We start from the raw sequence: 13,651 nt of genomic DNA, 5'->3' as shown, positions 1-13,651 counted from the left end.
CGCACCGATGGACACCTGGCTCAGTTACCGCCCGACCGACCTGCTGATGTTCTCGCCGGGCAGCTACGCGCGGCTGTTCGAACGACTCAACGAGGCGATCTGGCCGGGCCACTGGCTGCTGGCGGGACTTGTCCTGGCGATGCTTTCGCTGGCCGCCTCGCGCCACGAGGCCGCCCACCGGGTGGCCGCCGCGCTGCTGGCCGCCGCCTGGGGCTGGGTGGCCTGGCGGTTTTTCGGGCTGTACGCGGAGATCAACCTGGCCGCGCCCTGGTTCGCCGGCCTGTTCGTCATCCAGGCGGCCGCCCTGCTGCTCCTGGCCTGGCCCGGCCCGGGCCTCGCGCTCGAGCCACCGGCACCACCCCGAACCCGCCACTGGCTGGGGCTGGGGCTGGCACTCTGGGGCCTGCTGCTCCACCCGTTCGCCTGGCTCGTGGCCGGACGGGCGCCGGCAGGCACGGAACTTGTCGCCATCGCACCCGATCCCACGGCCATTACCACCATCGGCCTGCTGTTGATGGCCCGGCTGCCACGGCGTCGCGGAGTGCTGCTGCGCGGCCTGTTGCTGACACCCCCGGCAATCTGGCTCGCGATCTCGGCGCTGACCTGGTGGGCCCTGCTGAGCGCCTGACGATCGCGGCGCCCGCCACGCGAGCCCGGCCAGGTGCACTACGATCGACGCACGACGCCCCCCTGGCCACCCACAACGGAGGCACGAACGCCCGCATGACGATGACCACCGGCAACGACGAGACCACCCCCGAGGGTTTCTGGCGCCTCAATCGTGCCGACCGGCTCGGGCTGGTCGTCGACGGCGAGCACTGGTTCCCGGCGTTCGCCGAGATGCTGGGAGCGGCCCGCCAGCAGGCGGTGATCCTCTGCTGGGACGTCGACAGCCGGGTCGAGATGCATCGCCCCTGCGAGGCCGGCCGGGCGCCCTGCCACCTGACCGCCGTGCTGCACCGCGCACTCGAGCAGAACCCGGGGCTGACCATCCACCTGCTGCCCTGGGACTTCGCCATGATCTACGCCTTCGAGCGCGAGTGGCTGCCGCTGTTCTCGCGCCCGATGGCCCGCCACCCGCGCCTGAAGGTGCAGTACGACGGCGAACACCCCATGGGGGCCTCGCACCACCAGAAGATGCTGGTGATCGACGACCGGGCCGCCCTGGTGGGCGGCTTCGACCCGTCCAAGTGGCGCTGGGACCGTCGCGCCCACGCCGCCGACGAGCCGCTGCGGCGCGACCCGGACGGCAAGCCGTTCCCCCCCTTCCATGACCTGGCCTTCGCGGTCACCGGGCCGATCTGCCGCGACCTGGGCGATCTCGCACGCGAGCGCTGGCACCGGGCCACCGGCGAACGGCTGGATCCACCCGGGCCCGTCGACCCGCCCGCCCCGTGGCCGGCCGAGCACGTCGCCGTCGCTCTCGACGACGCCCGGGTGGGCATCGCGCGCACCTTGCCGGCCTGGCGCGACCAGTCGGAGGTGCGCGAGATTGAGACCCGGCTGTGCCGACTGATCGGCGAGGCCCGCCACTGCCTCTATATCGAGAACCAGTACTTCACCAGCCACCGCATCGGCGAGGCGCTGATCGAACGACTCGAGGACGCGCACGGCCCGGAGGTCATCCTGCTGCTCCCGAGGGAAAAGGACGGCTGGCTCGAACGGCTGACCATGGACGTGCTGCGCGCCCGCCTGGTCGAGCGCCTGCGCGAGGCCGACCGGCACGGCCGGCTGCGGCTCTATTACCCGGCGGTGGCCGGGCTGGAGCCGGACATGGTCAGCCTGCACTCCAAGCTCGTGATCGGCGACGACCGCGAGATCAACCTCGGCTCGGCCAACACCTCGAATCGCTCGATGGGCTTCGACAGCGAATTGAATCTCTCCGTGCTCGGCGACGACGAGGCAAGCCGCGCGGCCATCGCCGCCATGCGTCGCGACCTGCTCGCCGAGCACCTGGGCTGCACACCGGCGGCGGTCGCCGCGGCCGAGGGCGAACACGGCTCGGTGAGCGCGGCCATCGATGCCCTCAACCACCCCGGGACCGAGCGCTGGCTCGAGCCGCTGACCATCACGCTCGACCCGGCCATCGACCGCCAGGTGCCCGACGCGGCGGTGATCGACCCCGAACGCGCCCGCCCGCCGGAGGAACTGATCGACATGTTCATCGAGAAGAAGGCGCGCCGCCCCGTGCGGCGCAAGGCCGCGGGCTTTGCCCTGTTGATCGCGCTGTTCGTGGTGATCGCCGGCCTGCTCAAGTTCACGCCGCTGGGCGAGGCGCTGGCCCCGGGGGAACTGCTCGACCGGCTGACCGCACTGCGCGACGCGGCCGGCGGCGCCTGGGCCTTCCTGGGCCTGGCGGTGGTCGGGCTCCTGCTGGGGGTGCCGGCCACGCCGGTGGTGGTGGTCGCCGGGTTGCTCTTCGGCGCCTGGGCCGGGTTCGGGCTGGCCTACGGCGCCCTGGTGACGGCCGCGCTGACCGGGTTTCTCGGTGGTCAGTTTCTCGGCGCCGAGGCCCTGCGCCGGCTGGCAGGCAGGCGCCTCGACCGGCTCTCGCGACGACTCGCCCGACGCGGCATCCTGACCGTGTTCTCGCTGCGACTGGTCCCGCTCGCCCCCTTCGCCGTGGTCAACCTGGTCGCCGGCGCCACCCACATCCGCTTCCGCGACTTCCTCATCGGCAGCCTCGCCGGCCTCGCGCCGGGCACGATCGCGCTGACGATCTTCTCCGACCAGCTCCTGCGCACCCTGCTCGAGCCCTCGGCGACGACCATCGGCCTGCTGGCACTGATCACCGCGGCGTTCATCGGCATCGGCTGGGGGCTGTCTCGCTGGCTGGCCCTGCGGGAGCAGGCCTCGGGGGGATCATGACGCACGGTGGACGTCGGCTGCGATTCGTCACGTGGAACATCCACAGCTGCATCGACCATCGCGGCCGCTACACCCCGGAACGCACCGCGCGGGTGCTGCGCCTGCTCGACCCGGACGTGGTGGCGTTGCAGGAGGCCAACCTCGCCGCCGACCCGGCCGACGACCGGCTGCTGCGGGCGCTTGCGCCCATCCTGCCGCACTGGCTGTTCGCCCCGACCCACGAGCGCGGCTGCCTGCACCGCCCCGGCGAAGTGACCGGGTTCGGCAACCTGATCGCCTCGCGCTGGCCGATCCACCCCGACGACCCGCTGGAGCTCTCGCACGTCAACCGCGAACCCCGCCAGGCGCTGCGGGCGCGTATCGACCTGCCGGAAGGCGAACTGCATTGCTGGGCGGTGCACCTCGGCCTGAGCCTGGTAGAGCGGCGCGAACAGGGCCGGCGCCTGGCCGACGCGCTGGCCCAACTGCCCGGCAGCGAGCCGTTGCTGGTGGCCGGTGATTTCAACGAGTGGCTACCGCGGGCGCGCAGCCTGCGGGTGCTGCATCGTGAGCTGACCCGGCTGCCGGCACGACGCACCTTCCCCGCGGGACGGCCGCTGCTGCCGCTCGATCAGATATGGATTCGCGGGCCGCTGCACGCCCGGTCACTCAAGGCGATCCGCGATCCGATCGTGCCGCGCATCTCCGACCACCTGCCGCTGGTCGCCGACCTGGCGCTCGAGACGCGCTGAGTCCGCCTGCGTCAGTCCGGCGCCCGGTCGAGCCAGGCGCTGATCACGTCGCGCACCTCGCGCACGTGCGTGCCCTTGGTGCCGGAGAAGGCCATCCACTCGCCATCGGGCAGGGGGTGCTCGCGGGCCAGCCGCGCGACGGTCTGCTTGGCCTGGCCGAAGCTGAGCTTGTCGGCCTTGGTCAGCAGGGCCAGCACCGGCAGGCCGCGCGCGACCGCGTAGTCGATCATCTGCTGGTCGAGCGCCTTGAGCGGATGGCGGATGTCCATGATCACCACCACGCCCACCAGCGACTGGCGCTCGGCGAAGTACTGCGCCATCGCCTCGCCCCAGGCACGGCGCACCCGCTCGGGCACCTTGGCAAAGCCGTAACCGGGCAGATCGACCAGCCGGCGGCGCGCGCCCTCCGTCTCGCCGCCCAGGCCGAACAGGTTGATCATCTGGGTGCGTCCCGGCGTGCGCGAGGTGCGCGCCAGCGCCTTCTGGCCGACCAGCGCATTGAGCGCGGTGGACTTGCCGGCATTCGAGCGTCCGGCGAAGGCGACCTCGGCGCCGATGTCCTCGCCGATGTCGGCCAGGCGCGGGGCGCTCTTGATGAAGGTGGCGGCATCGAACAGGCGGCGTTGGTGTCGAGTGGCGTCGTTGGTCATGCGGATCAACCCGGCGTTGCAGTAAGGAGAGTGAAGCGGAAGGGGGAGGGCGCCACGGACCCAAGCCCGTGTTTTCCCATTGGGGAAGGCCTGCACGGCTACCAATCCCTCTGGCTTGCCGGCGTGTTCGCCATCAAGGCGCCGGAAGGCTCCGATTCAAAGGCGGGCTCGTTGCCCGGCGAGAATCGGCAACACCGAGGGCGGGCACACCAACAAGCCCCGCAGGGCGGGACGCCAGACGCCCATCTGCGGCGTTGCAGCGCTTGCCAATGACGACGGCCATTGGGCGGCGCACTGCGCCTAGCAGCTGGACGTCTGGCGACCCGCAGAGGCGTTGGTAGCCGTGCAGACCTTCCCCAGGCATCCTGCCACGCCGCAAGGTTGCAAGCGAGTGACTTATGCGGTTTGATTACGGGTCGTTTTGATGGGGCTTCGAGCCAATCCGGGAATACCGCAGTGAATTGCTCGGCTGAATTCCTATACTCGGGGCGCTTCGAAACCCCTTTGATCAAGGCCAGGGCCGGCCGAACGCGAACCACAACGAGATTGTTAGCGATGATGACAGCAGTTCACCCGATGCCGCGTCGCGGCCGTTTCACCGCCGGCTTGCTTCTGGGGCTTACCTTCCTCGCCGGCGCCGCCCAGGCCAGCGAGGGCGGCTCGATCAAGGCCGGCCGCGAGGCCGCCCAGTCCTGCGCTGCCTGTCACGGCGACAAGGGCAACAGCAACAACCCGGCCTTCCCGTCGCTCGCCGGCCAGCCGGCCAAGTACATCGCCTCGCAACTGACCGCCTATCGTGACGGCAAGCGCGAGAACGCCATCATGAACGGCCAGGCCGCGGGCCTGAGCGACCAGCAGATCCAGGACATCGCCGCCTACTACGCCGCCCAGGAGCGCAAGGTGGCCAGCCCCGCCGCCGAGGGCTCCGCGCTGGGCGCGGACCTGTACCACCAGGGCCGCGAGAACGTCGCCGCCTGCGCCGCCTGTCACCACAGCGAAGGCCACGGCAACCAGCCGGCGGGCTTCCCGGCCCTGCGCGGCCTGTCCGCCAGCTACGTCGCCCAGTCGCTCAAGGACTACCGTGACGGCAAGCGCACCGCCGGCCAGGCCGCCCTGATGACGCCACTGGCCGCCGAGCTCACGGACGACGAAATCGACGTGCTGGCCGCGCACATCGCCAGCCTCGACTGAGCCGAGTCAGCCGGCACGCCGGCCCGAGCCCCGCCTGCCGGGGAACCCGGGCGGCATGCCGGCGTCTGAACATGCTGGCGAACGCATCTCGATGCCGACCGTCGCCACGAACCTACCCGAATCCCGCGAAGGCTAGCCGATGACCTCCCAGGCCCAAACCGCCCGCAAACGCCGCCGCAGCCTGAGCTCGCGCCTGTACACCTGGCTCACGTCGATGAACCTGGCGATCGCGCTGCTGTCGATCCTGGCGATCGCCTCGGTGATCGGCACGGTGCTGCAGCAGAACCAGCCGTTCAACGACTACCTGATCGAGTTCGGCCCGTTCTGGTTCGAGGTGTTCAACACCCTGGGGCTCTACGACGTCTACTCGGTGGGCTGGTTCGTCGCCATCCTGCTGTTCCTGCTCGCCTCGACCAGCGCCTGCCTGATCCGCAACACCCCGGGCTTCATGCGCGACATCCGGAGCTTCCGCCTCAACGCCCAGGACAAGTCGCTTCGGGCCTTCGCCCATTCCCGCCAGTACGAGAGCGGCCTGCCGGCGGCGACCATCGTCGAGCGCACCCAGGGCCTGTTCAGCCAGCTGGGCTACAAGGCACGGGTCAAGGAACGCGAGGGCGAGACCCTGGTGGCCGCGCGCAAGGGCGGCATGAACCGCATCGGCTACGTGCTCACCCACCTCGGGATGGTCGTGATCCTGGTCGGCGGCCTGATCGACAGCAAGATGTACCTCAAGACGCTCAACATGCTGGGCGTGGTCGAGGTGGAGACCCGCGACCTGCCGGTCAGCCAGGTGCCCGAGGAATCCCACCTGCCGCCGGGCGCGCTGGCCGGCTTCCGCGGGTCGGTCAATATCCCCGAGGGCAAGTGGGGCGACGTGGCCTTCATCGGGCTGAAGGACGGCTACGTGGTGCAGAACCTGCCGTTCAAGATCGAGGTGAACGATTTCCACATCGAGCACTACGACACCGGGATGCCCAAGTCCTTCAACTCGGATCTCACCCTGACCGACAAGGAAACGGGCGAGGTGATCGAGGAGACCATCCGGGTCAACCACCCGCTCAAGTACAAGGGCTACAACATCTTCCAGTCGAGCTTCGGCGATGGCGGCACGGAGCTCGAGTTCAACGCCTGGCAGCTGTTCGGCGACGCCGGCACCAAGCAGGCGCTCGAGGGCAAGATCAACCAGGAGCGGACCTTCGACTTCAACGGCGAGAAGTACACCCTCGAGTTCCGCGATTTCTCGCTGTTCAACGTAAACCCCACCGAGGGCCCGGACGGCAACCGCGAAAACACCAACTTCGGCCCGTCGGTCACCTTCCGACTGCGTGATGCCGCCGGCCAGGCGATCGAGTACGAGAACTACTTCCAGCCGGTCGAATTCGACGGCACCAAGTACTTCTTGAGCGGCGTGACCCCGGAGGTCGGGGCCCAGCAGCAGTTCCTGTTCATCCCCGCCGACCGCAACGGCTCGCTCGAAACCTTCATGGGCTTCTACGCCACCCTGAAGGACCGCGACGAGGTCACCCGCATCGCCGCCGACCTGGTCGCGCAGACCCCGCAGGGCGGCCAGGGCGGCGCGGCCCAGAGCGCCGCGGCCCGCTCGATCGCCGACATGGTCGGGACCTTCGTCGAGCAGGGCTTCTCCGCCCTGGGCGAGCAGGTCGACCGGCAGCTCGCCGAACGCGACATGCCGCCGGAGATGGCCGAGCAGGCCCGCGAGTCCTCGTTCCGCGTGGTCCAGTCGGTGCTGATGCGCGCCTTCATGGAAACGCTGCAAGCGCAGGGCATCGAGGAATTCACCGACCAGGACGCCGACTTCTTCGAGAAGGCGCTCGACGTGGTCACGGTCATCCCCAACTACGGCTCGCCGATCTTCGTCGCGCCCACCGGCTTCAATCACATCCAGTCGACCGGCCTCGAGGTAACCCGCGCGCCGGGCATGTTCTGGGTGTACCTGGGCTCGCTGATGCTGACGGTCGGCATCTTCATGCTGTTCTACATCCACTACCGTCGGCTGTGGGTGTTGATCAAACCCGCCGGCGTGAACGATGATGGCCAACCGACGCACCACCGGGTGGTGGTCGCCGGCACGGATGCCCGCAAGAACATCGACTTCGACCAGGCCTTCGCCCAGTTCAGCGATGAACTCATGCGTCAGACCGGGTCAAATGACCAGAATGACGCGTCCACGACGCCCGACAAGGGCTAGAGGCGCCGGACAATCCGCGCAGGAGAAAACGACGATGTCTGTCCCGAACGAACAGATGGTCAACGGCTATCAACCCACCTCCAACCTGCCGTCACCGCGACGCGTCGGCCTGGTCGACGTGCTGTGGACGGTGGCGATGCTGGTGATCGCCGGTATCGGCTACGTGCAGTACAGCGAGTCGCTGGACTTCTACACCACCGGCACCCTGTTCGGTACCGCCCTGGGCCTGGGCTTCCTTGGCTGGGTCTGGCCGGCGACGCGCTGGCTGGTGGGGATCGTGGCGATCATCTCCACCTACGCCGTCTGGCAGTACAACATCCTCGGCGCCGACGGGGCCATCGGGCGCGCCGCGCTGGCCGAGTTCCAGGAATCGACCTTCCTGTTCAAGTACTTCCTCTCCAGCACCTCGGCCACGATGTGGATGGTCGCGCTCTACTTCCTCGCGATCCCGACCTACTTCATCGCCACGCTGGCACGCTCGACGTACGGCCTGAAGGTCGGCTCGGCGCTGGTCTGGTCCGGCTCGGTGATGGGCTTCGTCGCCTTCTTCTCCCGCTGGCGCGAGGGCTACCTGATCAACCTCGACTACGGCCACATCCCGGTGAGCAACCTCTACGAGGTGTTCATCGTCTTCGCCGTGTTCACCGCGCTGCTCTACCTCTACTACGAGAAGCGCTACAACAACCGCAGCCTGGGCGGCTTCGTGATGCTGATCATCGGCATCGCGCTGGCCTTCCTGCTCTGGTACCAGTTCGACCGTGAGGCCCACGTGATTGAGCCGCTGGTTCCGGCGCTCAACAGCTGGTGGATGAAGATCCACGTACCGGCCAACTTCGTCGGCTACGGCACCTTCGCCATCGCCGCCATGGTCGGCATCGCCTACCTGATCAAGCACAAGATGGGCGGCGACGGCCCCAACGACCGCCTGCCCAAGCTGTCGGTGATGGACGACATCCAGTACAAGGCAATCGCGCTGGGCTTCGCCTTCTTCACCATCGCCACCATCCTCGGCGCCATGTGGGCGGCCGAGGCCTGGGGCGGCTACTGGAGCTGGGACCCGAAGGAGACTTGGGCCCTGATCGTGTGGCTGAACTACGCCGCCTGGCTGCACATGCGCCTGACCAAGGGCTGGCGCGGTCCGGTCATGGCCTGGTGGAGCATCGGTGGCCTGTTCATCACCAGCTTCGCCTTCCTTGGCGTGAACATGTTCCTCTCGGGCCTGCACTCCTACGGCGAACTCTGACCGGTACAGGCCACGACCAACCGATGGGGCAGCCGGCTGCAAACGCAGCAGGACTGCCCCATACTTCGTTCCGGGGTCCGGGCCGGTCCGCTGCCCACCCGCTACCCAACACCGACACGACCGACACACGGAGACGCTCCATGCTCGTCACACGCCTCAAGACACTGGCCACCGCGCTGCTCGCCACCGCCGCCCTGATCCTGACCACGCCGGCCATGGCCGCCGAGGGCAACGGCTACCGCGAGGTGCAGACCGACGTCAGCTCGCCGGAAGGCAAGGTGCTGGTCCAGGAGTTCTTCTGGTACGGCTGCCCGCACTGCTACTACCTCGAGGGGGAACTCGAGCCGTGGCTCGAGGAACTCGACGAGGACGTGGTCTTCGAGCGTCGCGCCCTCGCCCTGGGCCAGCACTGGCTCCCGCTGACCCGCGCCTTCTACGCCGCCGACCAGCTCGACGCGGTCGAGAAAACGCACGCCAAGGTCTTCCACGCCATCCACGAGGAAGGCACCCGGCTGACCGACGCCGACTCGATCGCCGACTTCTACGCCGAGCAAGGCGTCGACCGCGAGGCCTTCCTCGAGGCCTTCAATGGCTTCGGCACGCAGAACGCCATCCGCCAGACCGGCCAGATCGCTCAGGCGGCCGAGGTGCGCGGCGTGCCCGCCCTGCTGGTCGATGGCCGTTTCCTGGTCACCGGCCGCCTTGCCGGCGGCAACGTGGAAATGCTCGAGGTGGTCGATTCGCTGGTCGAGCAGATTCGTGACGAGCGCCGCTGATCGCCCCCTTGATCGCCGCGAGGATCACCCCGTGAGCACCGGTGCCCAGCTGCTGCTGCGCTGCCTGGAGAACGAGGGCGTCCAGTACGTCTTCGGTATCCCGGGCGAGGAGAACCTCGATTTCGTCGACGCGCTCAACGAGTCCTCGATCGAGCTGATCGTCACTCGTCACGAGCAGGGCGCGGCGTTCATGGCCGACATCGTCGGCCGACTGACCGGCAAGCCGGGCGTGTGCTTTTCCACCCTCGGCCCCGGGGCGACCAACCTGGTCACCGGCGTGGCGGATGCCAACATGGACCACGCCCCGCTGATCGCCATCGCCGGGCAGGCGGGCATCGACCGGTTGCACAAGGAATCGCACCAGGTGCTGGACCTCGTGCGGATGTTCGAGCCGATCACCCGCTACGCCTCACGGATCATCACGCCCTCGGCCATCCCGGAAACCGTGCGCCGGGCGGCCAAGTTCGCCGAGGCCGGCAAGGGCGGGGCGAGCTTCATCGAATTGCCCGAGGACGTCGCCGCCATGCCGGTCGAATCGGGGTTTGCCTCGCCCCTGCCGGTGACCTCGAACGGGGCGAGCCAGCCGCGCGAGTCGAGCCTCGAGCAGGCCGCCGAGGCGTTGAGCGCCGCCCGCCATCCCATCATCCTCGCCGGGCACGGCGTGGTGCGGGCCGGGGCGAGCGAGGCCCTGGCGGAGCTGGCCGAACGGCTCAACATCCCGGTCGCCAACACCTTCATGGCCAAGGGCGTGATCCCGTTCCGTCACCCGATGGCGCTGGGCTCGGTGGGGCTGCAGTCGAAGGACTACGTCAACGTCGGCTTCGACCAGGCCGACGTGATCGTCTGCATCGGCTACGACCTGGTCGAGTACCACCCGCAGCTGTGGCACCCCACCCGCGATCGGCAGATCATCCACGTCGACACCGAGGCGGCCGAGGTCGACGCCCACTACCCGGTCGCGACCAGCATCGTCGGCGACATCAACACCGCCATGCAGCGCCTGGGCGAGCTGACCACCCCGCACGAGGGACCGGCCTTCCGCGACCTGCGCGAGGCGCTGATCGAGGACATGAACCGGCACGCGGACGACGACTGCCTGCCGATCAAGCCGCAGAAGCTGATCTGGGACCTGCGCACGGCGCTCTCCAGCCGCGACATCGTCATCTCCGACGTCGGCGCCCACAAGATGTGGCTGGCACGCATGTACCGCTCCGAGCGGCCCAACAGCTGCCTCATCTCCAACGGCTTTGCCAGCATGGGCATCGCCCTGCCCGGCGCGATCGCCGCCAAGCTGCTCTACCCGGAACGCCACATAGTCGCCGCGACCGGCGACGCCGGCTTCCTGATGAACGTCCAGGAACTCGAGACGGCCGTGCGCTGCAACACGCCGATCATCGTGCTGATCTGGAACGACGGCGGCTACGGCCTGATCGACATGAAGCAGCGCCGCGGTTTCGGCCGCTCCACCGGCGTGCACTTCGGCAACCCGGACTTCGTCCAGCTCGCCGAGAGCTTCGGTGCGAAGGGCTACCGGGTCGAATCCGGCGACGGCCTGCTGCCGATCCTCAAGGAGGCGATGGCCAGCGAATCGGTCTGCGTGATCGACGTGCCGGTCGACTACCGCGAGAACGAGCAGCTCACCCGGCGGCTCGGCGAGACCCTGGTGGGCGGATGATCCGCCGGGCGGCCAGCCGACGCTGCCTGAGCTGCAGCCCGGCCACCGGCGGGCCCGACGACTTCACCGCCGTGCGGGGCCACCAGCCGCTGCGATTGCTCTCGCACAACATCCAGGTCGGCATCGCCACCCACCGCTACCGCGACTACCTCACCGGCGGCTGGAAGCACCTGCTGCCCAGCGCCGACCGCGCCCGCAGCCTGGCCGCCATCGCCCCGACCCTGTCGCACTTCGACATCATCGGCCTGCAGGAGGCGGATGCCGGCTCGATCCGCAGCCGCTTCCTCAACCAGGCCGAGCACCTGGCCGAACTGGCCGAGCTCTCCCACTGGGCGGTGCGCGTCAACCGCGACCTGGGCCAGTTCGGCAAGCACGCGCTCGGCCTGATCAGCCGCATCCAGCCACGGGACATCACCCAGTGTCCACTGCCCGGGCGCATGCCGGGTCGCGGGGCGCTGGTGGCGGACTTCCGCTGGGACGGCCACCCGCTGCGCGTGATCGACACCCACCTGGCCCTGAGCCGTCGGGCCCGCCAGATGCAGTTCGACCAGTTGGGCGAGCTGGCCGACGTGCCGGGCTACGTGGTGGTGATGGCGGATTTCAACTGCGAGCCGGACGATCCGGGCATGCAGCAGTGGTGCATCGAGAACGGCCTGAAGCTGCCGACGCGCCCGCCGCTGACCTACCCGCGCTGGCAGCCGCAGCGGGCCATCGACCACATCGCGGTGAGCCAGTCGCTCGACATCCGCGGTACCGAGGCGCGCCCGATCGGCGGTTCCGACCACATCCCGGTGGCCATGAGCATCGCGCTACCATCGCCGCATAAACCGAACTAGTCTAGGCACTTGATCCCAGGGAGAGAACGCAACGATGGCCGAGGCACCGACCGCGTCGACGGAACAGGACGACTACCGCGAGCGCTACGAACAATTGCTGGGCGAACTCGGCCGACTCGAGGACCACGACCAGGAACTGGGTGGCCTGCTCAAGCTGACCCTCTCGCGGGTGCTGTTCGCCGTCGACAAGGCCTACCCGGAACTCGCCGACGCCGCCGCCCGGATACGCGACAAGGCGCGCAAGCAGGACGAGCACGCCTTCGAGGTCGGCCGGCTCAAGGGCGAACTCGAGGACCTGGCGCGACGGATCCGCGAGCTCGAGGCCAGCCAGCCCGACGTGGATGATCAGCCGGAACCCGCCCCGGCCAGCCACGGCACGCACAACGGCTCGGCCGCGCACGTGCGCGAGGTGCTGCCCCTGCTGCTCGACCGGATCGCCTTCGTCGACTCGCTCGAGGGCCGTCGCGCCCGCCTGATCGCCGCGATCGACGACCCCAGCGACCGCACCCTGCCCAGCATCCTGATCGACCGCGCGGCCACGCTGATCAACGACATGCGCCAGGCGATCGAGAAGGAAAAGGGCGAACTCACCCGCTTTCTCGAGCAGGTCACCGAGGCCCTGGCCGACATCGACCAGTTCAGCCAGGCCCAGAGCGACGATCTCGCCGTGCAGCGCGACGCGCGACTCAAGCTCGACGACTCGCTGCGCCAGCAGGTCGACGACATCGACGCCCAGGTGGAATCGGCCGACGACCTCGACGGCCTCAAGCTCGTGGTACGCGAACGCATCAATCGCATTCGCCAGCAGGTACAGGCCTTCCAGCAGGGCGAGGAGCGCCGCCAGGAAGACGTCGAGGCGGACAACGAGAAACTGCGGCAACGACTGGCGCGCCTTGAGGACCAGACGCGCATGCTCGAGGAGCAGCTCAAGCAGAGCGAGGCGAAGCTGTTCCGCGACAACCTCACCGGGCTGCCCAACCGGCTGGCCTTCGACCATCGCGTGCGCCTGGAAATGGCCCGCATGCGCCGCGACGAGACGCCGCTGACCCTGGCGATCTGGGATCTCGACCGCTTCAAGGAGATCAACGACCAGCTCGGCCACCAGGCCGGCGACAAGACCCTCATCATCGTCGCCCAGACCTTCATGAAGCTGATCCGCGACGTCGACATGATCGCGCGCTTCGGCGGCGAGGAATTCGTGATGCTGCTGCCGACCGCCGCCGGCGACGACGCCCTCAAGGTGGTCGAGCGCATCCGCGAGAAACTGACGCGCACCAAGCTGCGCTACCGCGGCCGCGAGATCGGCGTGACCGCATCCTGCGGACTGGCCGAGTTCGAGCCCAACGAGGAGATGGAGACGGTCTTCTCGCGCGCCGACGACGCGCTCTACCAGGCCAAGGAGCAGGGCCGCAATCGCTGCGTGCTCTCGGCCGACCCGGTCGACTGACCGCGCGGGCCCGGGCTGAAGCGGG

11 protein-coding genes are annotated in these 13,651 nt (G+C 68.8%); 10 read left to right on the top strand and 1 reads right to left on the bottom strand.

Going from position 1 to position 13,651, the window contains the following annotated elements:
- Window positions 1-7 precede the first annotated feature (7 nt).
- The 3 genes from LV475_RS05200 to LV475_RS05190 all read left to right on the top strand — a co-directional run bounded on the left by LV475_RS05200 (window position 8) and on the right by LV475_RS05190 (window position 3,599).
- Complete coding sequence (locus tag LV475_RS05200; RefSeq protein WP_136867457.1) at window positions 8-628, top strand: DUF6064 family protein; 621 nt, start codon at window positions 8-10, stop codon at window positions 626-628.
- Between the two features lie 95 nt (window positions 629-723).
- Window positions 724-2,868 (top strand): VTT domain-containing protein, encoded by a 2,145-nt coding sequence (locus LV475_RS05195; protein WP_136867456.1) that lies wholly within the window; start codon window positions 724-726, stop codon window positions 2,866-2,868.
- Window positions 2,865-3,599, top strand: a complete 735-nt coding sequence (locus LV475_RS05190) for an endonuclease/exonuclease/phosphatase family protein (protein ID WP_250105866.1) — start codon at window positions 2,865-2,867, stop codon at window positions 3,597-3,599. The genes LV475_RS05195 and LV475_RS05190 overlap by 4 nt, the downstream gene beginning before the upstream one ends.
- 11 nt (window positions 3,600-3,610) lie before the next feature.
- Here LV475_RS05190 and yihA read toward each other — a convergent pair whose 3' ends face one another.
- Entirely contained in the window at window positions 3,611-4,249 is a 639-nt protein-coding gene (yihA, locus tag LV475_RS05185; RefSeq protein WP_136867454.1) for a ribosome biogenesis GTP-binding protein YihA/YsxC, read from the bottom strand.
- Between the two features lie 555 nt (window positions 4,250-4,804).
- Between yihA and LV475_RS05180 the strand changes: the two genes are divergently transcribed.
- From LV475_RS05180 to LV475_RS05150, 7 genes are all read left to right on the top strand, one after another.
- Window positions 4,805-5,440: a c-type cytochrome gene (locus tag LV475_RS05180; protein WP_136867453.1), complete on the top strand. Its 636-nt coding sequence runs from the start codon at window positions 4,805-4,807 to the stop codon at window positions 5,438-5,440.
- Window positions 5,441-5,579: 139 nt separating this feature from the next.
- Window positions 5,580-7,649: a cytochrome c biogenesis protein ResB gene (locus LV475_RS05175; protein ID WP_136867452.1), complete on the top strand. Its 2,070-nt coding sequence runs from the start codon at window positions 5,580-5,582 to the stop codon at window positions 7,647-7,649.
- Window positions 7,650-7,683: 34 nt separating this feature from the next.
- Complete coding sequence (ccsB, locus tag LV475_RS11135) at window positions 7,684-8,892, top strand: c-type cytochrome biogenesis protein CcsB (protein ID WP_347709474.1); 1,209 nt, start codon at window positions 7,684-7,686, stop codon at window positions 8,890-8,892.
- Window positions 8,893-9,032: 140 nt separating this feature from the next.
- The gene (locus LV475_RS05165; RefSeq protein ID WP_197039165.1) at window positions 9,033-9,668 is read left to right on the top strand and encodes a thiol:disulfide interchange protein DsbA/DsbL; all 636 of its coding nucleotides are present in this window, start codon (window positions 9,033-9,035) and stop codon (window positions 9,666-9,668) included.
- 31 nt (window positions 9,669-9,699) lie between these two features.
- Window positions 9,700-11,343 (top strand): acetolactate synthase large subunit, encoded by a 1,644-nt coding sequence (locus LV475_RS05160; protein ID WP_250105865.1) that lies wholly within the window; start codon window positions 9,700-9,702, stop codon window positions 11,341-11,343.
- Entirely contained in the window at window positions 11,340-12,179 is an 840-nt protein-coding gene (locus LV475_RS05155) for an endonuclease/exonuclease/phosphatase family protein (RefSeq protein ID WP_136867448.1), read from the top strand. The genes LV475_RS05160 and LV475_RS05155 overlap by 4 nt, the downstream gene beginning before the upstream one ends.
- A gap of 34 nt (window positions 12,180-12,213) precedes the next feature.
- Window positions 12,214-13,626, top strand: a complete 1,413-nt coding sequence (locus tag LV475_RS05150; RefSeq protein ID WP_136867447.1) for a GGDEF domain-containing protein — start codon at window positions 12,214-12,216, stop codon at window positions 13,624-13,626.
- The last annotated feature ends 25 nt before the right edge of the window (window positions 13,627-13,651 follow it).

The sequence above is a fragment of the Guyparkeria hydrothermalis genome (genome assembly GCF_023555375.1).
Lineage (GTDB): Bacteria > Pseudomonadota > Gammaproteobacteria > Halothiobacillales > Halothiobacillaceae > Guyparkeria > Guyparkeria hydrothermalis.
Note: the sequence above shows the minus strand (reverse complement) of the source record. Positions and strands in the feature narration are given on the sequence as shown.

Excerpts from the sequence above, each read along its gene's own strand:
- LV475_RS05200 (WP_136867457.1), top strand. The coding sequence starts at position 8 with ATGGACACCTGGCTCAGTTACCGCCCGACCGACCTGCTGATGTTCTCG.
- LV475_RS05175 (WP_136867452.1), top strand. The coding sequence starts at position 5,580 with ATGACCTCCCAGGCCCAAACCGCCCGCAAACGCCGCCGCAGCCTGAGC.
- yihA (WP_136867454.1), bottom strand. The coding sequence starts at position 4,249 with ATGACCAACGACGCCACTCGACACCAACGCCGCCTGTTCGATGCCGCC.
- LV475_RS05180 (WP_136867453.1), top strand. The coding sequence starts at position 4,805 with ATGATGACAGCAGTTCACCCGATGCCGCGTCGCGGCCGTTTCACCGCC.
- LV475_RS05190 (WP_250105866.1), top strand. The coding sequence starts at position 2,865 with ATGACGCACGGTGGACGTCGGCTGCGATTCGTCACGTGGAACATCCAC.
- LV475_RS05155 (WP_136867448.1), top strand. The coding sequence starts at position 11,340 with ATGATCCGCCGGGCGGCCAGCCGACGCTGCCTGAGCTGCAGCCCGGCC.
- LV475_RS05165 (WP_197039165.1), top strand. The coding sequence starts at position 9,033 with ATGCTCGTCACACGCCTCAAGACACTGGCCACCGCGCTGCTCGCCACC.
- LV475_RS05195 (WP_136867456.1), top strand. The coding sequence starts at position 724 with ATGACGATGACCACCGGCAACGACGAGACCACCCCCGAGGGTTTCTGG.
- ccsB (WP_347709474.1), top strand. The coding sequence starts at position 7,684 with ATGTCTGTCCCGAACGAACAGATGGTCAACGGCTATCAACCCACCTCC.
- LV475_RS05150 (WP_136867447.1), top strand. The coding sequence starts at position 12,214 with ATGGCCGAGGCACCGACCGCGTCGACGGAACAGGACGACTACCGCGAG.